18 protein-coding genes are annotated in these 22,302 nt (G+C 46.6%); 3 read left to right on the forward strand and 15 right to left on the reverse strand.

The window, feature by feature from the left end:
* Nucleotides 1-2 precede the first annotated feature (2 nt).
* The 10 genes from BDI_RS12430 to rsmH are packed head-to-tail and all read right to left on the reverse strand — an operon-like array spanning nucleotide 3 to nucleotide 12,118.
* A complete protein-coding gene (locus tag BDI_RS12430) occupies nucleotides 3-731 on the reverse strand; it encodes a cell division protein FtsQ/DivIB (RefSeq protein ID WP_005861378.1) in 729 nt (242 codons plus the stop codon).
* On the reverse strand, nucleotides 728-2,116 hold the full coding sequence (murC, locus tag BDI_RS12435) for a UDP-N-acetylmuramate--L-alanine ligase (RefSeq protein ID WP_005861375.1): 1,389 nt from the start codon (nucleotides 2,114-2,116) through the stop codon (nucleotides 728-730). The genes BDI_RS12430 and murC overlap by 4 nt, the downstream gene beginning before the upstream one ends.
* A gap of 5 nt (nucleotides 2,117-2,121) precedes the next feature.
* Entirely contained in the window at nucleotides 2,122-3,228 is a 1,107-nt protein-coding gene (murG, locus tag BDI_RS12440) for an undecaprenyldiphospho-muramoylpentapeptide beta-N-acetylglucosaminyltransferase (RefSeq protein WP_005861373.1), read from the reverse strand.
* Nucleotides 3,225-4,532, reverse strand: coding sequence for an FtsW/RodA/SpoVE family cell cycle protein (locus BDI_RS12445; RefSeq protein ID WP_005861371.1), 1,308 nt, complete (start codon nucleotides 4,530-4,532; stop codon nucleotides 3,225-3,227). The genes murG and BDI_RS12445 overlap by 4 nt, the downstream gene beginning before the upstream one ends.
* Before the next feature lie 11 nt (nucleotides 4,533-4,543).
* A complete protein-coding gene (gene murD, locus BDI_RS12450; protein ID WP_011966869.1) occupies nucleotides 4,544-5,881 on the reverse strand; it encodes a UDP-N-acetylmuramoyl-L-alanine--D-glutamate ligase in 1,338 nt (445 codons plus the stop codon).
* Between the two features lie 3 nt (nucleotides 5,882-5,884).
* Nucleotides 5,885-7,144 (reverse strand): phospho-N-acetylmuramoyl-pentapeptide-transferase, encoded by a 1,260-nt coding sequence (gene mraY / locus BDI_RS12455; RefSeq protein WP_005861367.1) that lies wholly within the window; start codon nucleotides 7,142-7,144, stop codon nucleotides 5,885-5,887.
* Between the two features lie 13 nt (nucleotides 7,145-7,157).
* Complete coding sequence (locus BDI_RS12460; RefSeq protein ID WP_011966870.1) at nucleotides 7,158-8,618, reverse strand: UDP-N-acetylmuramoyl-L-alanyl-D-glutamate--2,6-diaminopimelate ligase; 1,461 nt, start codon at nucleotides 8,616-8,618, stop codon at nucleotides 7,158-7,160.
* 2 nt (nucleotides 8,619-8,620) lie between these two features.
* Nucleotides 8,621-10,816, reverse strand: a complete 2,196-nt coding sequence (locus BDI_RS12465; protein WP_011966871.1) for a penicillin-binding protein — start codon at nucleotides 10,814-10,816, stop codon at nucleotides 8,621-8,623.
* An 18-nt stretch (nucleotides 10,817-10,834) separates the two neighbouring features.
* Nucleotides 10,835-11,188 (reverse strand): FtsL-like putative cell division protein, encoded by a 354-nt coding sequence (locus BDI_RS12470; RefSeq protein WP_005861360.1) that lies wholly within the window; start codon nucleotides 11,186-11,188, stop codon nucleotides 10,835-10,837.
* Between the two features lie 12 nt (nucleotides 11,189-11,200).
* The gene (rsmH, locus tag BDI_RS12475; protein ID WP_005861358.1) at nucleotides 11,201-12,118 is read right to left on the reverse strand and encodes a 16S rRNA (cytosine(1402)-N(4))-methyltransferase RsmH; all 918 of its coding nucleotides are present in this window, start codon (nucleotides 12,116-12,118) and stop codon (nucleotides 11,201-11,203) included.
* 476 nt (nucleotides 12,119-12,594) lie between these two features.
* Between rsmH and BDI_RS12480 the strand changes: the two genes are divergently transcribed.
* Both BDI_RS12480 and BDI_RS12485 read left to right on the forward strand, forming a co-directional pair.
* A complete protein-coding gene (locus BDI_RS12480; protein WP_005861355.1) occupies nucleotides 12,595-13,419 on the forward strand; it encodes a 1-acyl-sn-glycerol-3-phosphate acyltransferase in 825 nt (274 codons plus the stop codon).
* A 12-nt stretch (nucleotides 13,420-13,431) separates the two neighbouring features.
* Entirely contained in the window at nucleotides 13,432-14,406 is a 975-nt protein-coding gene (locus BDI_RS12485) for a GNAT family N-acetyltransferase (protein WP_005866962.1), read from the forward strand.
* A gap of 104 nt (nucleotides 14,407-14,510) precedes the next feature.
* Here the strand turns inward: BDI_RS12485 and BDI_RS12490 are convergent, their stop codons facing one another.
* From BDI_RS12490 to BDI_RS12500, 3 genes are read right to left on the reverse strand one after another with little or no spacing between them, the layout of a single operon-like run.
* Nucleotides 14,511-15,242, reverse strand: coding sequence for a YjbH domain-containing protein (locus BDI_RS12490; protein ID WP_011966873.1), 732 nt, complete (start codon nucleotides 15,240-15,242; stop codon nucleotides 14,511-14,513).
* Nucleotides 15,243-15,302: 60 nt separating this feature from the next.
* Nucleotides 15,303-17,633, reverse strand: coding sequence for a carboxypeptidase-like regulatory domain-containing protein (locus tag BDI_RS12495; protein WP_011966874.1), 2,331 nt, complete (start codon nucleotides 17,631-17,633; stop codon nucleotides 15,303-15,305).
* 11 nt (nucleotides 17,634-17,644) lie between these two features.
* Nucleotides 17,645-18,895: a hypothetical protein gene (locus BDI_RS12500; RefSeq protein WP_010185194.1), complete on the reverse strand. Its 1,251-nt coding sequence runs from the start codon at nucleotides 18,893-18,895 to the stop codon at nucleotides 17,645-17,647.
* Between the two features lie 619 nt (nucleotides 18,896-19,514).
* Between BDI_RS12500 and cls the strand changes: the two genes are divergently transcribed.
* On the forward strand, nucleotides 19,515-20,951 hold the full coding sequence (gene cls, locus BDI_RS12505; RefSeq protein ID WP_005866953.1) for a cardiolipin synthase: 1,437 nt from the start codon (nucleotides 19,515-19,517) through the stop codon (nucleotides 20,949-20,951).
* On the opposite strand, the gene BDI_RS12510 is transcribed toward cls, so the two are convergent.
* Together BDI_RS12510 and BDI_RS12515 are read right to left on the reverse strand one after the other, a co-directional pair.
* Nucleotides 20,923-21,480, reverse strand: coding sequence for an RsmD family RNA methyltransferase (locus BDI_RS12510; protein WP_009276477.1), 558 nt, complete (start codon nucleotides 21,478-21,480; stop codon nucleotides 20,923-20,925). The genes cls and BDI_RS12510 overlap by 29 nt on opposite strands.
* A complete protein-coding gene (locus BDI_RS12515) occupies nucleotides 21,471-22,295 on the reverse strand; it encodes a DUF3822 family protein (protein ID WP_011966875.1) in 825 nt (274 codons plus the stop codon). The genes BDI_RS12510 and BDI_RS12515 overlap by 10 nt, the downstream gene beginning before the upstream one ends.
* Nucleotides 22,296-22,302: the final 7 nt, after the last annotated feature.

The raw sequence follows: 22,302 nt of genomic DNA on the forward strand, positions 1-22,302 counted from the left end.
ATCTATTTTTTAGTACAAACAATCTGATTCTTATATTTTAAATTAATCATACTGTACTTTTCCCAACCCACTTTAGGGATCGCTTGTTCATAGAAAAGCTTTAAATTCGCAAGCTTTTCTTCGAATTCATCCAAAGTACCCAACATGATCCGGTGGTTACCCACTCTTGGAATAAGTTCTATATCATTATCCGGATAGACATAGATTTGTTCAATCTGGTCATTCCAGAACTCATTCTCTTGCAAAAATAATGCAAATTTGTATAAGTCGGTCACCGCAAGCTCTTTTTCCACATATCCACTCACAATTGGCACATGTGCGGCATACCGACGACTGATCGGCATGGTGGTTCCCAGATTATCCACGTAATAACTACCTCTTACGCCCATAATCCGGAGGATAGGCATCTTTTGCATGACCTCTAGTTTGATAATCCCCGAAGGAGTCTTATACGCCTCCACTTGGGCGATCATCTCATTCTTAAGCAATTCCGTCTCTATCCGATCCGTATTCACGTCAGCCATTGGCCGCTTGATCGGATCTAGCCCGGCTTTCTTCAGTATAGACACAAGGTCACTCTCGCTCACGAAGTGTTTATCCAGACTGTCTTTCACCACGACTTGCAGATCTTGGCAAATAGAGTCTTGACGTATTTCCCGAAAGAAAAACGACACAAACACGATGTAACAGAACAACAACGTGGCTACTACTATGGAAATTATTCGGATCACGGTTTCCTTATTTGTTTACATAAAATCTCTTTTACAGGCTCCACCAAACGGTCGATATTGCCGGCGCCTACCATTAATACTACCTCATATTTCCCGGCGGCAACCACGTCCAAAAGCTCTTCCTTCTTACACAGCGTCTTGGAAGGGATCGTCACCTTATCAAAAATGATCCGAGAGCTCACCCCCGGAATCGGTTCCTCACGAGCCGGATAGATATCCAGCAAGATCAACTCATCCAATAAAGAGAGACTCGCAGCGAAATCTCCAGCGAAATCTCGGGTACGGGTATATAGATGCGGCTGGAAAATACCTGTCACCTTACGACCCGCATATAATTCCTTCACCGACAAGATACTCTGTCGCAATTCGGCCGGATGATGGGCATAATCATCGATCAATACCACTTGATCAGTCTTCAAATGGAAATCGAAACGGCGGCGAGGTCCGGCAAATGTAGCCATACCCTTTTTCAAATCCTCAGGTTTCACTCCGTTCAACCAAGCGATCGCCATAGCCGCTACCCCGTTCTCTATATTAACCTTTACGGGAACACCTAATTCCACATCAGGAATACGGATTTCCGGACCAACGAAGTCAAAGGTAATATTTCCGTCGCAAATACGAATATTTTCAGCGTAAAAGTCCGCTATTTCCGTAACGGAATAGGTATATTTCTTGACACCCTCCTGTAAACGGGGCGTTACGTTGATTCCTTTCTTGATCAGTAGACAACCATCGGGACGAATTAAGGAGGTAAATTTCTCAAAACTCTCCCGGTAAGCCTCCGCCGTACCGTAAATATCCAGATGATCCGGATCCGCAGAAGTAATCACTGCCATATAAGGAGTAAGCCAATGGAAAGAACGATCGAACTCATCCGCCTCGATCACGGTAAAGTCGCTCGTATCCGACAACATCAAATTACTCTCGTAGTTCTTTAGGATTCCTCCGAGGAAAGCATTGCAATCCACCGGCGATTGTTTCAGCAAATGAGCTAGCATAGAAGAGGTCGTTGTCTTGCCGTGCGTGCCCGCCACGCATAAACCCCGGCTGCTTTTCGTGATCTCTCCCAAGACACGTGCCCGCTTCATCACCTCAAAACCGTGCGCCCGGAAATAGGTCAATTCCGTATGCGACTCCGGGACCGCCGGCGTATAAACCACCAGCGTATCATCGGGCGACTTGAACGCCTCCCCGATCAAAGCTACATTATCCTCATAGTGAATATCGGCTCCCTCCTTTTTCAACTCCTCGGTTAAATCGGAAGGGGTCTTATCGTATCCGCCCACTCGTTTTCCCTTAGCGAGGAAATAACGGATCAAGGCACTCATTCCAATGCCCCCGGCACCTACGAAATACACCGCTGTCACTTTATTTATATCCATATTCCTTATTTCTTATCTATAATCTTAACAATCTCATCCACGATACGGTCCGCGCTATGGCGTTGCGCCAAGGTCTCGATATTACGGCTCAACGTACACAAACGTTCATCGTCATGAACTATCTTCAAGGCAGTAGGCACCAAATCCTTTTCCGCATCTTTATCGGCGATCATAACGGCGGCATCCTTATGGACCAAGGCCAAGGCATTCTTGGTCTGATGATCTTCCGCCACATTCGGCGAAGGCACCAAGACCACCGGTTTTCCTAATAAGCAAAGTTCCGAGATAGAACTAGCCCCCGCACGGGATATCACCAAATCGGCCGCTGAATAAGCATAATCCATACGGGTAATAAAGTCTGAGCACCAAACCGGCATTCCCCGGTACGCCTTCAAATGCTTGGAAGCGTCGCTGTAATAATACCTACCGGTTTGCCAAATAACCTGTACATCCGAGGCGAAGAACTTATCCAGATCCCCTTGAATACTCCGGTTAATCGTCCGTGCGCCAAGGCTACCACCTACCACAAGGATCGTTTTTTTCTCCGGAGAAAGCCCGAAGAACGCCAACGCCTCCTCTTTCTTACTCAGCGCCTCTTCCAAATCCTGTCGCACCGGATTTCCCGTAATCACGATCTTATCCGCCGGAAAGAACTTCTCCATGCCCTCGTAAGCGACACAAATCTTGCTCGCTTTCTTCGCCAACAACTTATTGGTCACACCGGCATACGAGTTTTGCTCCTGTATCAATGCGGGAACACCTTGCGAAGCCGCCATCCATAAAGTCGGTCCACTGGCATAACCGCCCACGCCGACCGCTATATCTGGCTTGAACTCACGGATCGTCTTCCTCGCCAAGCGCAAGCTTTTCGCTAAACGAACCATGACCTTCACGTTGTTCATCAAGTGGGCACGATCAAACCCACTCACCGGTAAACCTACGATTTTATAACCGGCTGCCGGAACCTTATCCATTTCCATGCGGTCTTCCGCCCCCACAAATAAGATTTCCGCATCCGGAAAACGTTTCTTGAAAGTATTAGCGATAGATATGGCCGGGAAGATATGGCCTCCCGTACCACCACCACTTATTATGATCCGGTACTTTCTCATACTTTTGACTCTACAGTTATCGTTTCGACAGCCGATAGCGGATTATCTTCTCTCTCTCCCTCGACCGCCTGATTTATTGTCTCTCCGGATGGCTCGTCGGAAGGATTCTCTGGATTCTCCGTATCCTCCTCTTCCTCATCCTCATTTCCGATATTGGCTCCAAAACGACTTACGCTCAATATGATCCCGAAATAGATACAAGAAATAAGCGTAGACGTACCACCCCGGCTCACCAACGGCATCGGTTGCCCGGTAACGGGCACTAAATTCACAGCTACCGCCATATTCGCCAAAGCTTGGACTACCACCAGCAACCCACATCCCAACACTAGGAATTTCGGGAATGATTTATCACATTTCCGGGCGATCATCCCAACCCGCACTAGCAACATTATATAAAGCAACAGTACAAAGATTCCCCCAACGATACCCAGTTCCTCTATGATAATCGCATAGATAAAATCTGAATACGCCTGTGGCAGGAAGTCACGCTGTTGGCCATGTCCGGGCATCTGCCCAAATACGCCTCCCCGGGCAATAGCTATCTTCGCATGGGTTACCTGATAATTATCATCGGTTATCTTATACGTACCACTCTCATCCAAATTATCCTTATGCCCGTCGAAGAAACGCTCCAAACGCCCCTGCCAAGTAACGAATCGATCCGGCAAATACTGGGTAATAGCGGCCGGCGTAAACTTAAGCAACGCCAAGAACAATACCAACGCCAACATCAAGATACCCGCCAGCTTCGCCAACTTACCAAATGGCAACTGACCGATAAACATCATCAGGAAACAAACCCCGAATAGCATAAACGCCGTAGAAAAGTTCTCCGGCAGAATCAAGACACAGGTCAGTCCTACCCCAATCAGTATATACTTAAAAATCTGGTTCTCCGTTAATTTCCCCCGTTTGCTGAGCAAGAAAGCGACAAACACGACACAAGCCAGCTTCCCAAACTCCGAAGGCTGGAACTGTATCCCCATGATTTCCAGCCATCGATGCGCATCATTAGCGTCCACGCCGATAAAGGGCGTCACGATCAACATCAACATCGAGACCGGCAATAATATAATAAACGCAGAAAAGAAGCGACACGGTATATTATGCAACAGCAATACCATGACGAAACCTCCCAATAAAAAGGTGGCGTGCCGTACGATAGGCGCCCAGTGATTCGCGTTCTTATAAGCGATCGTACTGGTCGCACTGAACACCTCCACCACCGATATAAGACACAGGAACATGAAGATGATCCATATCACCCGGTCGCCCTTAAACAGTTTACTCGCCAGATCCATTTTATCCTTTATTACAAATTACGTACGCAAGCCTTGAACTGATCGCCCCGATCCTCATAGCTCTTGAACAGGTCGAAGCTGGCGCAACAAGGAGAGAGCAATACCGTATCTCCCTTATGAGCCATCTTATAAGCTTTCGCCACAGCCTCTTCCATCGAGCGGGCGTCTTCTATATTCGCCACTTTCCCGTCGAAGAACGCATGCAGTTTCGTATTATCCACACCCATGAAAATCAATGAATGCACCTTTTTACTCACTAGTTCCTCGATCTCCGAGTAATCATTCCCTTTATCCGTGCCCCCTAAGATCAAAACGACCGGAGTCGTCATACTCTGCAAAGCATACCAACAAGAGTTTACGTTCGTAGCTTTCGAGTCATTAATATAATCAACACCACGCACGCGAAGCACCTTTTCCAAACGGTGCTCAACCCCCGTAAAATCACTGAGTGAGGCACGTATTTTCTCATCATGAATGTCCACGATCTTGGACGCTATCCCCGAAGCCAAAGAGTTATACAGGTTATGCGTACCAGTCAATGCCAATAGGTCTTGTTCCATCGTAAATGTTCCGTTTGCCGTTTCAATAACTACTTGATTATTTTCCGTATATCCCTTCATGCCGTTCTCATGTGTCTCGGCGAATGGGTAAAGAGTAGCCTCAGGATGCCGTTTGGCGATCTCACGGGCTATGATCGGGTCATCGTTCCAGAAAATGAAGGCGTCGTCCTTCGTCTGATTTTGCAAGATGCGGAACTTAGCGTCTACATAATTCTGCATCTCATAGTTATAACGGTCCAGATGATCCGGTGTTATATTCAATATAATAGCGATATCCGCTTTAAAGTCGTACATATTATCCAGTTGGAAACTGCTCAACTCGATCACGTAGACCGCATGTGGATCTTCCGCAACCTGAAGCGCCAAGCTGTTTCCGACATTTCCGGCCAAGCCCACGTCCACGCCCGCTTCTTTCAAGATATGATACGTAAGCATCGTCGTTGTCGTCTTGCCGTTGCTACCCGTGATGCAAATCATCTTCGAGTCCGTATACCTTCCGGCAAACTCGATCTCGGAGATGATCGGCGTACCTTGCTTCTTCAATAACTGTATGATAGGAGCCTTGTCGGGAATACCCGGGCTCTTGACAATTTCGTCGGCATTCAAGATGTCGGCTTCGGTATGCTGTCCCTCTTCCCAACGAATCCCGTGGTTGTCCAGCATCTCCTTATACTTAGGTTTGATAGACGATTTATCGGACACGAACACGTCGAATCCTTTCGCCTTCGCCAAGACAGCGGCTCCCGCACCACTCTCCCCGGCCCCTAATATAACCATTCTCTTACTCATCTTTTATCTCATCTTTAACGTAACTATCGTCATAACAGCCAAAATAATACCGATCAACCAGAAACGGACCACGATCTTCGATTCAGGCACGACATTGAACGGCTTTTGGATCAACGCCTGTATACCTGCGTTTCCCGGCTTCTGGAAATGATGGTGTAAAGGAGCCATCTTGAAGATACGGCGACCTTCCCCATACTTCTTCTTCGTATATTTAAAGTAGGCCACTTGCAACATGACCGATATATTCTCCACCAAGAAAATACCGCAAAGGATCGGAATCAACAACTCCTTACGGATGATGATCGCGAAAACAGCGATAATACCTCCCAAGGTCAAGCTCCCCGTATCTCCCATAAATACTTGGGCCGGATATGAGTTGTACCATAAGAAACCGACCGTGGCACCGATAAAGGCAGCGGCATAAACCACCAACTCCTCCGCACCGGGTATAAACATGATATTCAAGAACGAGGCGAACTCAAAGTGGGATGACATATAGGCCAAAATACCGAGAGCCACCCCAATGATCGCCGATGTTCCGGCAGCCAAGCCGTCCAGTCCATCCGTCATATTGGCTCCGTTCGACACGGCTGTCACCACAAAGATCACCATCAGCACGAACACCAGCCATGCGGCCTCCTCCTTATAATCGCCCGCCCAGTTCACCAAATTGGCGTAATCGAAATTATTGTTTTTCAAGAACGGGATGGTCGTCTTTGTCGATTTGGTCTCCACCGTATGATAACGCACCTCCTCGATCACGTTATCATGGCGCACCTCCATATTCTCCTTGATCACCACATCCGGGCTCATGAACAATACCAAGCCAACGATCAAGCCCAGTCCTACCTGCCCGACGATCTTGAAACGTCCGTGCATACCTTCCTTATTCTTCTTGAATACCTTGATATAATCATCCGCGAATCCCAAGGCACCCAGCCAGACCGTAGTCACCAACATCAATATCACATAGATATTATTCAGCTTGGCACACAGTAAAGTCGGGATCAATATAGCGATAATAATGATAATACCTCCCATCGTCGGCGTTCCCTTCTTGCTCATCTGGCCCTCCAGCCCAAGATTTCTCACCGTCTCGCCGATCTGCAACATTTGCAACTTATCGATGATACGCCGGCCGATCGCCGTAGAGATAAACAAGGACAAGATCAAGGCCAACCCCGAGCGGAAAGATACGTACTTAAACATACCCGCTCCCGGGAAATCCAACTGATCCAAATAATTAAAAAGATAATAAAGCATGTCGTCTTAAATATTATGATTGTTGTGTCGAAAAAATCTCGCGTAACTTCTCACGGTCGTCAAAGTGCTGTTTCACCCCCTTGATCTCCTGATAGTCTTCGTGGCCTTTTCCGGCAACAAGGATCACATCCCCTTTCTTCGCCAACATCGTAGCGGTCTTGATCGCTTGCGTACGGTCCGTGATACATAAGGTACGTTCCATATCCATTTTCGTCAATCCGGCTACCATATCGTTAATAATATCATCCGGTTCCTCAAAGCGCGGGTTATCGGAAGTCAGAATTACCTGATCGCTCAGCTTGACAGCCTCTTTCGCCATCAGCGGGCGTTTCCCCTTGTCCCGGTTTCCCCCGGCACCCACGACGGTAATGATACGTCCTTTCCCATCCAATACCTCATGAATGCCATTCAGTACATTCGTCAAGGCATCCGGTGTGTGAGCATAATCCACGATCGCCGTATAACCGAGCGGAGACTGGATCGTCTCGAAGCGACCGGATACGGAGCGAAGCGTGCTCAGCACGATCAACACCTCCTCGGGATCTTTCCCTAAAGAAACCGCAGCACCATACACGGCCAGCAAGTTATAAGCGTTGAAACGTCCCACGAAATGCACCATAACCTCCCGACCGTTAATGATCAAGTCTGTACCCTCGAAATGAGATTCCAATATCTTTCCCTTGAAATCGGCCAAGGTACGCAAGGAATAGGTCAGCTTCTTCGCCTTCGTATTCTGCAACATCACCAAGCCGGATTTATCATCGGCATTCGTCAAGGCAAAAGTCCCGGCAGGCAGGTCATCGAAGAATTTCTTCTTCGCTTTCAAGTAATTCTCCACGGTCTTATGGTAATCCAAATGATCGCGGGTCAGGTTCGTGAAAATCCCCCCGTCGAAAGACAAGCCGCTGATGCGCCGCTGATCGATCGAATGAGAGCTAACCTCCATAAAAGCATACTCGCATCCGGCCTCTACCATCCGGGCCATCAAGGAATGAAGCGTAAGCGGGTCCGGTGTCGTATGATCCGTCGGTACCGCCTCGCCATCTATATAATTACATACCGTGGAAAGCAATCCCACCTTATGCCCCATCTTCCGGAACATCTCATATAATAAGGTAGCGATCGTAGTCTTCCCGTTCGTACCCGTCACGCCCACCAGCATCAATTTCCGGGAAGGATCGCCATACCAGCGGGAAACCAAAAGACCTAGTGCCTCCGCCGAATCCTTCACCACGATAAACGAGCATCTCCCCTCCAAATAGGACGGAGTCTCCTCGCATACGATAGCGACAGCCCCTTTCTCTATGGCGCTGTCCATATAGGCATGGCCATCCACGGCCGTACCTCTCACAGCGACAAACAAAGACCCTTTCGTCACCCGACGAGAGTCTGATTGAATATTCGTGATATCCACATTATCCGCCCCCATCAACATAGGAGCTTCCAACGCACCGATTAAATCCCTTAGTTCCATACCTATTTCAATGTTAATAATACGGTCTGCCCCTTAGACACTCGCTGTCCGGGTTGAATACTCTGCGAAACGACCCGTCCGACACCCGACAAAGAGACACGCAGACCGGCTTGCTCCAACAAGAAAACCGCATCTTTAGCACCCATGCCGACTACCCGGGGTACCAGTCCCTCACGAATCGTCAGATCGCTTAATTTCACCTTATTCTCTTCTTGCTCGGCGGAGGCTACGACCCACTTTGTCTCCAAACTGTCCGTATCCGCCTTAATATCCAATTCATCTAATACTTCCTCTACCGCCCTCAGGTCGCCGCCTTTCACACGAGGTACCATCACGGCCATCGAATCCCGTTCCATATCCCGGACATCGAACGACATATGGCTGGCGTATATCTTCTCGGCGATCGCACGCACCACGCCTCCCGACATCGTACCACCCGAAGGATAACCGATACGAGGACGGCGGATCACCACGATACAAGAATACTTCGGATGATCGGCCGGGAAATAGCCACAGAAAGAGACTTGGTGCCCGCTCGTACGGTAGACACCGCCCGTAGCGATCTGCGCCGTACCGGTCTTTCCGGCGATCCGGACAATATCCGAATGAACCGCCTTACCGGTCCCTTTCTCCACGACTCCCAGCAACATATCTTTTATCAACGCCAGCGTATGATCCGAGCAGATCGAAGAGTTGATCACCTCCGTGGAAAAACTCTGCACGGTCTTGCCGTTATGTAAGATCTCTTTCGTAAACATCGGGCGAACCATCTTTCCGTTGTTCGCGATCGCGTTAAAGAACGCCAGCGTATTGATCGGCGGTACCTGCGTCTCGTAGCCGAACGACATCCAAGGCAAAGTGGTCTTGGACCAATAACGGGTCGTATCATCCGGGCGACGTATCTTGGCACGTCCCGCCCCCGGTATCTCCAAACGAAGATCCGCGTTCATACCGATACGGTACAGTCCCTCCACAAACTTCGTCGGGTTATCCGAATAACCTTTCAGGATCGTCTTGGCCACACCGATATTGGAGGAATACCAAATCGCCTGCTCCACCGAGATCCGACCGTATCCGCCTTTATTCATATTATGGTCCGTCATGCGGGCACCCTTATACATATATATACCATTGCCTACATCGACCGTATCTCCCGGATTGCATAAACCATCCTCCAAGGCCACCATGATAGAGGCCACCTTGAAAGTAGAGCCCGGCTCGATCTCGTCCGCCACGGCATGATTCTTCGTCTCGCCATATACGCCCTCACGGATACGCCCCATATTCGTGATCGCCTTGATCTCTCCGGTCTCGACCTCCATCACGACAGCCGTACCAGACTCGGCATCGATCGCCTTCAATTTATCGACCAGCGATTTCTCGGTTATATCCTGTATATTGATATCGATCGTGGTGCGAATATCCATGCCATCCACCGGATCCACCTCGATCACGTTCGTCCAGCCTCCACCGACACGGCGAACGGAACTCAACCCGGCCTGCCCCCGCAGGAGCGAATCGTATTGCAACTCCAATCCATTCTTCCCCTTTGTAGTTCCACCCTCCTCGATCTCTCCGTAGATATCACCGATCGTACGAGACGCCAAGGTCCCGAAAGGTTTCTGGCGCTGCACCATCTCCTTCGTATAAAAACCGCTCTTATAACGTCCCAGACGAAGGAACGGGAACTTACGGATCTCCTTCAAATCCGAATACGAGACCTTCCCCGCGTAAATCGGGAACTGGCGGCTTTTACCGCTCAGCCCTTTCAGCAGATAAGCCTTATAGCCCGCCGGCGTACGATCCTTCAATTTACGGGAAAGATAAAACGCCAACGAGTCCACCCCATCCTTCTTGGACGTCTTGAACGTATCCAGCCAATTATACTTGGCACCCTTAGCCGGAGTATACGCATCCGCCTTAAAGTCGATATACATATAATAACGAGGCACGCTGGTAGCCATCAACTTACCGTCCGACGAATAGATATTGCCACGTCCGGGCAACACCAAACGGTTCGGTCGTTTCTGGCTCTCGGCCACCTTCATCCATTTATCCCTCTCCACGAAGGCCGTATCAAAGGCACGGAACAGGATTCCTACGGCCACAAGCCCCAGCAACAGCACGACCACGAAGTAACAGAATAAAATCCGGCTACCTTTAGGCTCTATTTCTTTCGGTTCGTTTTCTTCAGACATACCTATTTACACCTTATCTCACTTATATAACTCATAAGGAGGGGTTTTCGCACCCTCCAGATCAATACCTTGCTCCTCGATCAGCAACTCGATTTGCGATTGGCGGCTATTGCCGGTCAACTCGGATGAGATCGACAACGCCTCGAAACGCACATCCCTCAATTGCTGTTGCAACCGGTCGATCTCACGCAGCTTTTGCATACAAGTATACCGGTTACCGATAAAGAAAAACGCCAACACGACAAGTAACACGATCATGCGCGTATGCCTCAAGATAAAATCCTCTTTTAGCACGCCGCCACCGAGTATATACCAGAACGAAAGACGCTTCTCCTTCTTCCTCGTTTTCTTATGTTGTCCGTTTTCTTCCATATCTATTTCTCCTTATACCTTCTCAGCGATTCTCAACTTGGCACTCCGGGAACGGGGATTCCGCTCCACCTCCTCGTCGGTCGGGACGATTACCTTATTATTGACCAAGCGGAAAGGCGATCGTACGTTCCCGAAGAAATCCTGCTCGCATTTCCCCTCGAAGTTTCCGGTCTTCAAAAAGTTCTTTACCAGACGGTCTTCCAAGGAGTGATACGTGATAACCACCAATCGTCCTCCCGGTCTCAACACCCGCAAGGTACTCCGCAGCATCTCTTTCAGCGCCCTCATCTCATCGTTCACCTCGATACGAAGCGCCTGAAAGACTTGCGCCAAGAATTTCTTCTCTTTGTCCTTTCCCGTAAACGGCTTGATCACCTCCAAGAAGTCTCCGATCGTCTCTATCTTCTTTGTCTCACGAGCTTTCACCAGCACAGAGGCTAATTTCCGAGACACCTTCAGCTCGCCATATAGATAAAACACATCGGCCAACGCCTCCGCCGTATAATTATTCACGATATCGGCGGCGGTCTGCCCCGCACGCGTATTCATCCGCATATCCAACGTCCCGTCGAAACGGAAAGAGAAACCGCGATCCTTATCGTCGAAATGATGGGAAGAGACACCTAAATCCGCCAACAGGCCGTCCACCTCCCCACTTTCTCCGTAGTAACGCATAAAATTATACAAATAACGGAAATTACTGCGCACGAAAGTGAATCGTGGGTCTGCCGGGACATTATGCTCGGCGTCCGCATCTTGGTCAAAGCCGTAAAGTTCGCCCTCGCTACCCAACCGTTTCAATATCTCGCGGGAATGTCCTCCACCGCCAAACGTAACATCCACGTAAATCCCGTCGGGACGGATATCCAATCCCTCCAGACTTTCCCGCAGCATTACCGGTACATGATAGCAACTATCTTTTTCTTCCATTCGTCGTTCTTACGTTAAACTTCCTCTTAAAATCAAGCGCCGTACTCCTTTGATACGCACGCACATGCCTTATCGGTGGGTAAAAGTACACATTTCCAAAATTACCCGCCAACATTTATATAAGAAAAGTAGGAAAAAGTTATCAACAGGTCGTTAACCCTTCGTCTTTTCGTCCTTATCTCTTACGCTTTTCATCGGTATCCGTTAACCAATTCTTCCTTTCACCTTCATCTTCTAACGGCTGTTGGACGATCATGCAACAGTTGGTAGATGATCTTCTAACAGATGGTGCATGATCGTCCAACAGCCGTTAGATAACCGATAGTCAAGCTCCCGGGGACTAACCTCCCTAATGGTAGCGGCTAAAAGATCAAGGGGAAAAGGCTAAGATAGCTGGCGAAAAAGCAAAAACTTCACTCAAACCTCTCTCGTTTTAATTATTAACTTTATCTTTGCCCCTTGACAAGCTTATATAGATGACAAAACAAGGTGTGACAAAGATAGATATTAAGCAAGTATTGGCACAAAAGGCGCCCAAGGCGTCACGCAAGATTCCGGGATTTATCGTGGACTACTTGATTCGCACGGTTCATCAAGAGGAACTGAATGATATATTAACCCGTTACCACGATAAGGAAGGGGTAGATTTCATGCGTGAGCTTATCGGCTATTTTGACCTTACCCTCAATCTGGTACATGAGGAAAACATCCCGACCGAAGGGCGCTATATCTTCGCCTCCAACCATCCGCTCGGAGGATTAGACGGTATCTGTCTCTCCGCCGTTATCGGTTCCCGGTTCGAAGGGCGCATCAAGTATCCGGTCAATGATTTATTACTTTATCTCTCCAATCTAAAATCCATCTTTGTACCGATCAACAAACACGGCACCCAAGGAAAGGACAACGCACGGATGCTGGAGGAGGCTTTTGCCTCGGACGACCAGATCATCACTTTCCCCGCCGGATTATGCTCTCGCAAGATTGGTGGCAAGATACAAGACTTGGAGTGGAAGAAATCGTTCATCCAGAAGGCGGTGCAATACAAGCGGGATATCGTACCGGTCTATTTCGACGGGAAGAATTCCAATTTCTTCTATAACCTCGCCCGGATACGCAAGGCGTTGGGTATAAAGATGAATTATGAGATGATTTATTTACCGGACGAGATGTTCCGGAGCAAACATAAGACCTTCCGGATTTATTTCGGGAAGCCTATCCCTTGGCAGACATTCGACAATAGCAAGAAACCCGCCGAATGGGCTGAGTGGATAAAAAACAAGGTTTACAAACTCAAGGATTAACAGACGAAACATATGCAAGACATTATCAATCCCATAGACAGGGCACTACTGAAGGCTGAATTGACCAAAGAGAAGAGGTTGAGAAGTACCAATAAATCGAAGAATGAGATTTATATCGTCACGGCGCACGACTCACCCAATGTCATGCAAGAGATAGGGCGTCTGCGGGAGGTCGCTTTCCGTTATTACGGGGGTGGCACGGGATTTCCGGTGGATATCGATGAGTATGACACGATGGAAGACGCTTACCGCCAGCTGATTGTCTGGAGCCCGGAAGATGAGCAGATCTTGGGGGGATACCGTTTCCTTTGCGGTTCAGACGTTAAGTTCGACGAGAATGGTAAACCGATCCTGGCGACCTCGCACTTGTTTAATTTCTCAGAGAAATTTATCAAAGAGATCCTTCCTTATACGGTAGAGTTGGGACGCTCGTTCGTGGCTCTGGAGTATCAATCCACCCGTTCCGGGGCGAAAGGCTTGTTCGTGTTGGATAACCTGTGGGATGGATTGGGGGCTTTATCCGTGGTTGATCCGAGCTTGCGGTATTATTTCGGGAAGGTGACTATGTACAATACGTACAACCAAGAGGCCCGTAATATGATCTTATACTTCCTCGGATTGCATTTCCCGGACGCAGACCAACTGATCACTCCGGTATATCCTTTGGAGACTAATATGGATGTAGAGAAGATGAGATCTCTTTTCCCTCACGATAATTTCAAGGATAACTACAAGGTATTGAACCAAGAGGTTCGTAAATTTGGCATCAACGTGCCTCCTTTGGTAAATGCTTACATGAGCTTGTCGCCTAAGATGCGTGTATTCGGCACAGCGATCAACCATGAGTTTGGAGAGGTGGAAGAAACGGGTATCTTAATCGCTATTAACGAGATATTAGAGGATAAGAAGAAACGGCATATTGAGACGTATCTGGAAGAGGAGTACAAGTCCGCCGAGTTGATACGCAAGAATTTCATCGGGGAATAAAGCCGTAGATATGGCTAGCGCGACAGCGTAACAAGATATAAAAAGGTTCAGCCTAACCGTTCGCCTCCAAGCGGATTAAAAACGGACAAAAGCTGAACCTCTTTTTATTTTAAATAAATCTTATAGCACAGTCCACCGGAGAAATATTTCATTCGCTGCAATTCAAATTGAAAATGTATATGATTGAATAGTAGGTAAGTGGCTCCCATAGCGAAGTCTTTCGAATCGTATTCGGCTATGACGTTCAAATGCGGGGCGAATGAAGGATTGTAGGTGATACCTCCCGCCACACCGTTCAAGGGATAATCCTCACGGCGGTTATACAGATAGGATAAATGAACGCCTAAGGTTTCCCTTCCCAGCTGAAAATGTTTGGTAGCGGCCAGATAATAACGGCAGAAATAGCCGTTTCCCGTAGCCGAAGCGAATTTATGCCCGGATGACGTAAAAGGGTCCGAAGTCCCCAGCACGACAGCGGGGATGTATTTGCTTTCTTTCAACACACGTAAGCGGGCGGAGAAATAACGATCTTGGTTCGTGAATCCGGAATAGCCATGCTTATCCAATCCAAGGCTCTCGGCCGTAAACAGCGTACAAGTATACGCTACTTCCAGAAACGGGAAGATCGTCACGTTCAAATAATAATTCCACGTATTAAAATTAAACTTGGGAGGCGTAAGCTCTTGATGCAAGAAGTTTCCGCCAAGCATCACGGTCTTGTCCTTTTGCATATCGGCGGACGGGGCATGCAATAACCCTGTCGTGCCATAAGATAATTGAGCCGGAAGTAAGGTCCAGCAACTTAAGAATATGATCAATAAGAGTAATTTCTTCATTTTTCTTTGTTTACTTATAAACTTCCGGCTCAACATTATTTAAGCTTCAAATATCAAGCATTAATCCGGGATGATGATACCGCCACCGGCGTTATTGCCATCACCATGTCCGTGACCATGGGATTGCTTGTAAACAGGAGTACCTTCTATCTTGATAAGTTTTTTAGCTACAACCTGAATCTCTTCCACCTTCTTACCCTTTGTCATAAACTTAAATACATACGTATTTGTAGTATATGTCTTCTTCAAGCTCATAGAAGCGACCGTACGATCAGCTTCCGTAGGAACGGATGTTGTCAATGATGTTTGGATACCTATCTGATAACCATCAGCTTGCAAACGATTAGAGATTCGGTTATAAACCGCATTCTTAGCGACTTGACCATCTACGTTAGATTTTCCGACTAGATCCTGCAAGTTTTCTCCAACATAAGCATTTGTAGTTGTAACAACTACAGGAATGTTTCCTGCCTTACCATCAGAACAGTAATCAACAACCTTTTCTACGATTGTAGTATCAGTACTGATATCTTCAGTTTCCGCTAATGCCAACTCAAAACCTGCGGCAAACTTAGAGAAGTGAGCGACAGACATTTCCGCACCAGTACCATTGATATAAACAGGGTCCGCCGTAGGATCAATCTTCATGATCTCCTTATTATCTATGCCTGTGGTCGCATATAACAATGCCATAGGCTGTGTAGAAGAAACCAAATCCTTCGGAGCGTCGAACGAGATCTTCAAAGCCGGAGAGAATACCGTACCGCTAGGCTCGCCTTTATATACACGGCTTACACTGGCTACCGCACCAGCATCAGAAGTCACATTATTGGATTGCAGAGCTTCCGCAGACATATCACGTTCGATCACCAATGTTTGATTACTACTTGCCGGCATAACGATAACGACAGGCTTACCACTTTCCGCGACCAAACTTACCTCATCTTTCTCTTTTATACCATCAGCGGTCGTACTTTCAATCACTCCTATCGATTCTGTCAATTTCTCAGCATCACTTTGATTCAAGACCTTAATAACTGGAGCTTGAACCTCATTATCCGCACCTTTATAGTTATCTAAGACATTAGCAGGAATGACAACGTCTACTTTTTGTTCAACATTATTCTCATCCACATAAGTGACACCAGACACCTTAACCTCTTCGGTTCCGCCTGCGTTAATCGCATTCTTAATCTCATCCGCTACTTTTTCCGCTTCTTTTTCCGGAACCTGAACACCATATTTAGAAAAATCAATCTCCGTATTTCCACCTGTACCTATAGGGTTCAATGTGATAGGAAATACATAGTTCATACTCTGACCGACCTTAAAGATGATCGTACGAGAGTAGCTCGTATAACCTGCGGCTTTAACACTCAAGATAAATTGAGCATCCTCCGTAACCTTTGATGATGCGATATTGAAAGAGAACTCACTCTCATTCTTAGAAATAAATAACTCTTCACTTCCTAACATCAATATGACTTCCGCAGTTTTGATGTCTGCGCCCGTAGATAGGTCTGTTATTATACCAGATACGATATAAGTCGCTTTTAACGGATCTGTCGGTTTGGAAGGATCGGAAGGATCAGACGGGTCTGTTGGCTTGGAAGGATCAGACGGGTCAGAAGGATCTGTCGGCTTAGAAGGATCATCCGGGTCTACTGGAATAGAAGGAGCGACATTCATCACGATAATAGCTGGATACTCAACGTCGAATGTATCACCTTCGCCCTCTTTCTTTTCTTGATCCGGAACGGCTGAAACGACAACCTTAGCCACGGCTTTAGTATATCCGGAAGCTGTAGCTACTACGTCGTAGATACCGGGAGTCACATCAGAGACCTTAAAATTAGGTTTATTCTCTTTAGCGATCTCTTTATCCCCGTATTTTACGACAACAGAAAGGCTGGAAGTAGAGATAGCTTTTCCCACAACATCCTCGATCGATACGGAAAGATTGTACTTCGCCTTCTTATACTCTTTCGGAGTATCGGGAGTCGTGCCCTTTACCATGACGGCGTTTACTACATACTGTCCAACACCCGATTCGATCTTCTTCACATCCACATCATAGCTTCTGTCTGCATAGCCTTCCGACTTAAAGGCGATTTTGTAAGAGCCTGGTGTGCTTTTCAAGTCGAAAGAGTACGTTCCATCAGAACCCGTCGTAGCACTAAGAGATTGAGCTCCAGAAAGAGCTACGCTAACGCCAGCCATCGGGTTGTTACTGGCATCCATGACCGTACCACTAATCGCATAGGTGGCAACAGTGCCACCACCATCCGGAGTAGGCACATCATCATCGTCATCCTTACAGCCCATGAAACATACCATGGCTGTCGTAAGGAACAAGACCAATAAGGTCTGTAACTTTGTAATTGTTCTCATAATAAAACTATTTAAAAATTGAGTAATTCCGACTTTATAAAGTACGGGTTGAATTGATTCTGTTGCATGATGTTATCATTCGGCGAGGCTTTATACCCCTTATAATAATAGCGTTCATTACCGGCGTTGTAAGACATACCCCAGTTGTCAGAAGGAAGCACCCGCACATTCTTACGTTTATATTTATAAGGAGGAAGAGCCACTTGAAACCGGAAACCGCCGTTTTTCAAAGCACCTTGCGCCTTCATCGCATAAAATCCTATCGAACAATAGCGAAAATGGCGGATCAAGTCAATCCGTCCTCCGATCTCACCCAGTAAGTATTGCTCGGCTTTCAAGGAGACTTGCGTATTGTATTTTGGCCAGTAGAAACTACCTCCCAGCGACCATGTCACCCGTTGGTGAGTTCCATAATGATATTCAAACTTCTGCCAAGATCCCGTACCCGTACAACCAATACGTCCTTCCAAAGAAAAACGTTCATCCTTCAAATGATGGGTTACCGCTAAATCCACGCCATAACGATCCGCATTGAACAAACCGATACTGGCTCTGGCGAACGTACGATAAGGTAAACGAAAAGATTGGGAAAGGGTAACCATGCCCGGGTGAATCTTACCCGCCCAAGGACCATATCCATCATTATATATAGGAAATACCATCTGCGCCGTCAGCTTCATCCCATTCCAGAAAGAGACCTCGATCGCAGGCGAGAGGTTGAATAATACTTGGTATATTTGCGTGATAATGAGGTTCTTCAGATACAACTCTGGATAAACCACCACGTCTACTTTAAATAAGGAGCTATTCATACGGTACTCTTTTTTCACCTTATCCCAGCTATCGCCCAGATCGTAAGTAGCATCCCAGGCGGAACGGGCCGCATAGGAGCCGGGAGCCGCCTTCAAGCTGTCCGGATTTGCCGTATAGATCAATGAGATCTGCGGTATATTATTATCCAATACGACGATACGGCAGGATTTGCCCTTCTCCGGCAAGCCTGTTTTCTGGATGCGGTCTATGGCATGGGCCAGTCCCACACCCTGCAAACGCCAAGGGGTATTCTCCAAGACATATACTCTCTCCTTCTCGTCTTCCGACCAGATAACATTCTCAAAACCCATATCGACCAGCATATTCGCAGTGATATCCGCATATACCTTATTATATTGCGCCTTTGTAAACATAGGCAATAGTAGCAAAAAGAATAAAAGGCATTCCTTACGGAGTAAAATGGCTCGTATAGAAGACTTTCTATTCATATCTCTAGAGTTTGATTCCAAGTTATCATTGGTTTACTGTTTTTCTTATTCTTACCCTTCCACATAAAAAACGACTAGTGAAAACGATCGTTTAGATCTTGCATTTTTTTAGAAAGCAAAAAGATGATGCTCTTTTGTCATATTCGTGACACTTTGATTAATATATCCTGTTGAGAAAAAGATATATAGCAGGACAAAATTTAATCGGAAAAGGTTGCCAGTCTCGGAGAAATGCCTACCTTTGCAAACGAATAATTGAAACGATCGTTTTTTACAGTCGTTTTCAATCTAAATATTTTTATTGTTATCATAGATACTTCTCATAATAGCCTGCGCCAAAATCAACAAATGACACTTTATATTTAGAGAACAACCTCATTATTTTAAAATGTACATAACCCCGCTTCCAAAGTCAGCTAGCTTCGTTGGCAAAGTAAGTTAACTTACTTGGGCATTTAAGTTAGCTTACTTTGCCATTTAAGTTAGCTTACTTTGCCATTTAAGTTAGCTTACTTTTTGGCCCTTCTATACAGCCCAAAAAAAATACGGAAATTTGCTATTCTCGGAAAGCATTCTTATCTTAGCAAATTATAGCAGATTATAGCAAAGAGAGAGTTTCATGTTAGCAGCCATTCATATACAGTTAATCGTTGGTACGATATTTATCATATTGTATAGCGTCACTATATTAGGACTGGTATTAGTTATCATTACAGAGAATAGGAATCCGTTAAAGACAATTCCTTGGGTAATCGTCTTATTATTAGCACCCGGTATCGGACTGCTTTTCTATTTCTTCTTTGGACAAGATAACCGGAAACAACGGATCATATCGAGGCGTACCTATAAACGCATCATGAAAAGGCCGCAAGAGGGTAAATTACCTCAAGACGCCTGCGTAGTTCCGGACCCCTATAAACCTTTATCGACCTTGTTGACTAACACCAACCAATCCTCCCTCCTATACGGAACACAAATCACGATTTATACGAATGGTACCGATAAGTTCAAAGACTTGCTGGAAGAGATCCAGAAAGCGACTCACCATATCCATATACAATATTATATATTCTGTGATGACGAGATAGGAAAACAGGTGCAACAACTCCTTATCAAGAAAGTAAAAGAAGGCGTGAAGGTACGTGTACTTTATGATGATGTGGGTTGCTGGAATGTAAAAGACGGCTTCTTTAAGGAAATGAAGGAAGCGGGTATCGAGGTATATGCGTTCTTGAGGGTAGCGTTCCCCGTTTTCACCAGTAAGGTGAATTACCGGAACCACCGCAAGATTATCGTGATAGACGGTAAAGTCGGGTTTATGGGAGGCATGAATATAGCCGACCGATACGATAAGGGAACCTCTTGGGGCACATGGAGGGATACGCATTTCAAATTCGTAGGGAAAGGAGTACACGGGCTTCAATCCGTATTCCTCATCGATTGGTACGTGGTTAGTAAAAAACTCTTGAACGATCGGATTTACTATCCGGCTGCCCAAATCTATAGCGATAATATTATGCAAATCGCCACTAGCGGTCCGGTAGGTCAATGGAGAACTTTGTTGCAAGCGACCATTTTCATGATCGCCAACGCCAAGAAGTATATCTTTATACAAACCCCTTATTTCCTGCCTACCGAAGGATTAAACCAAGCGTTGCAAACCGCCGCCTTAGGGGGAGTGGATGTTCGTTTGATGCTGCCTAAGCGTTCCGATACACGTTCAGCGAATATGGCCAGTCATTCCTTTATTGACGAGATGGTAAAGGCCGGCGTAAAAGTATACCTCTACAAACCGGGCTTCTTGCATTCCAAGCTAGTCGTGTCCGACGACGCATTGACAAGCATCGGGTCCGCCAATATGGACTTCCGTAGCTTTGAGCATAACTTCGAGATTAACGCTTTCGTATATCAAAAGGAATTCGCCCTGCAAATGAAACGCATCTTTACACACGACATGCATCACTGTGAGCGTTTGATCCCTTCCCGCTGGTTAAAGCGCCCCCTCAAGCAACGCATGGCGGAATCATTTATGCGTCTGTTTTCTCCCCTTCTTTAAGGAAGATGCTAAAGTTCACGGAGCCATACACCCGGTGCTGATAAAAATAAGGCAAAGATGAGAAGTCATTGGTCTTAGGATGTTCCATGATGAATATCCCTCCATTCTTTAGTAAATCACGCTCGAAAACCAAGGCGGGTATTTCCGGCAACTCCGGCAAGGCATATGGGGGATCGGCAAAGATGAAATCGAAACTTTGCTTAGGGGCTGAATTCAAATAACGGAAAACATCCCCACGAATCAGAGCCAACGCATCCGTCTTCAGCTCTTTCGCTACCTTGGCTATAAAAGAGGCATGAGCGTTATTTTTCTCTATGGCGGTTACATTCCGGCATCCTCGTGAGATCAACTCAAAAGAGATACTTCCGGTTCCGGCAAAAAGATCCAACGCATCCATACCTTCCAGATCCACCAAATTATTTACTACGTTAAAAATATTCTCTTTCGCAAAATCCGTCGTAGGACGTGCGCTAAACGAAGAGGGCACGTCAAAACGCCGACGACCGTATATACCGCTTATTATTCGCATATTAATAAAGATATTAAATCCATAGGGGCTTTCGTTACATCCGTTCCCAGCAAATAGGCTTCCGAAGGGATCTCCACCGGCTTAACATGGCGTAAATAGGCTCGCAATCGCTCCAGAACCCGCATTCGCGAGGAAGATTCCCCCGCTAAAAGCAACTGGTCCTTTTCTTGGTCCAATCCCGCCTGTTTCCATACATATAATATATAGTATACTATATCGTCCGATTGGTCGATCGGGTAAGAGTTCACAAATAAGAGTTTCCCTTGAGCATAGCACGCCACATCCATCCGCTTTCGTTCTATCACGACATACATTTGCCGGGGTAAGCTAGCACTACTTTCTTTTGTCCATAGCGTTAGCAGAGAAGTCATGTAGTGGGAGAAAAAAGGATGCAAAAGAGAACGGGAGCAAAATTCGTAAACCTCCTCGTCCACACCAAACACCAACTTAGCCTGTTGTTCCTTTAAAGTATCGGTTAAGCAATGCAATTCCAGTGTAGAAAAGCTGAAATCCAATAAACGCCCTTCCTTACCGTCCCCCCAATAATTATCAGGGACCAAGCTATATTCCGGAGATACACAGATCACGTTAATCCGTTTATAAGTCCACGTAAGAAACTCATGAGCGAAGAAAAACTCCTTAAGGGAAGAAATGAAAGAGACCGCCCGATCGAATTCCGTTTCCCGATAAAAGAAACTTCCTCCAGCCGAGGGATCATACCCGGAAAAAGAAAGTCCACCCGACCGAAGCCGGATGGACACTATATACTTTTCCGAATTATCAGTAGTTAACGTATCAGGAATGCTGATAGTCATATGAGCC

The sequence above is a fragment of the Parabacteroides distasonis ATCC 8503 genome, from assembly GCF_000012845.1.
Lineage (GTDB): Bacteria > Bacteroidota > Bacteroidia > Bacteroidales > Tannerellaceae > Parabacteroides > Parabacteroides distasonis.

What these genes read in the sequence shown, in the direction of transcription:
- BDI_RS12490 (WP_011966873.1), bottom strand. Translation starts at nt 15,242, where the DNA reads ATGAAGAAATTACTCTTATTGATCATATTCTTAAGTTGCTGGACCTTA.
- murD (WP_011966869.1), bottom strand. Translation starts at nt 5,881, where the DNA reads ATGAGTAAGAGAATGGTTATATTAGGGGCCGGGGAGAGTGGTGCGGGA.
- BDI_RS12480 (WP_005861355.1), top strand. Translation starts at nt 12,595, where the DNA reads ATGACAAAACAAGGTGTGACAAAGATAGATATTAAGCAAGTATTGGCA.
- murC (WP_005861375.1), bottom strand. Translation starts at nt 2,116, where the DNA reads ATGGATATAAATAAAGTGACAGCGGTGTATTTCGTAGGTGCCGGGGGC.
- murG (WP_005861373.1), bottom strand. Translation starts at nt 3,228, where the DNA reads ATGAGAAAGTACCGGATCATAATAAGTGGTGGTGGTACGGGAGGCCAT.
- BDI_RS12515 (WP_011966875.1), bottom strand. Translation starts at nt 22,295, where the DNA reads ATGACTATCAGCATTCCTGATACGTTAACTACTGATAATTCGGAAAAG.
- BDI_RS12500 (WP_010185194.1), bottom strand. Translation starts at nt 18,895, where the DNA reads ATGAATAGAAAGTCTTCTATACGAGCCATTTTACTCCGTAAGGAATGC.
- mraY (WP_005861367.1), bottom strand. Translation starts at nt 7,144, where the DNA reads ATGCTTTATTATCTTTTTAATTATTTGGATCAGTTGGATTTCCCGGGA.
- BDI_RS12510 (WP_009276477.1), bottom strand. Translation starts at nt 21,480, where the DNA reads ATGCGAATAATAAGCGGTATATACGGTCGTCGGCGTTTTGACGTGCCC.
- rsmH (WP_005861358.1), bottom strand. Translation starts at nt 12,118, where the DNA reads ATGGAAGAAAAAGATAGTTGCTATCATGTACCGGTAATGCTGCGGGAA.
- BDI_RS12470 (WP_005861360.1), bottom strand. Translation starts at nt 11,188, where the DNA reads ATGGAAGAAAACGGACAACATAAGAAAACGAGGAAGAAGGAGAAGCGT.
- BDI_RS12460 (WP_011966870.1), bottom strand. Translation starts at nt 8,618, where the DNA reads ATGGAACTAAGGGATTTAATCGGTGCGTTGGAAGCTCCTATGTTGATG.
- cls (WP_005866953.1), top strand. Translation starts at nt 19,515, where the DNA reads ATGTTAGCAGCCATTCATATACAGTTAATCGTTGGTACGATATTTATC.
- BDI_RS12445 (WP_005861371.1), bottom strand. Translation starts at nt 4,532, where the DNA reads ATGGATCTGGCGAGTAAACTGTTTAAGGGCGACCGGGTGATATGGATC.
- BDI_RS12465 (WP_011966871.1), bottom strand. Translation starts at nt 10,816, where the DNA reads ATGTCTGAAGAAAACGAACCGAAAGAAATAGAGCCTAAAGGTAGCCGG.
- BDI_RS12485 (WP_005866962.1), top strand. Translation starts at nt 13,432, where the DNA reads ATGCAAGACATTATCAATCCCATAGACAGGGCACTACTGAAGGCTGAA.
- BDI_RS12495 (WP_011966874.1), bottom strand. Translation starts at nt 17,633, where the DNA reads ATGAGAACAATTACAAAGTTACAGACCTTATTGGTCTTGTTCCTTACG.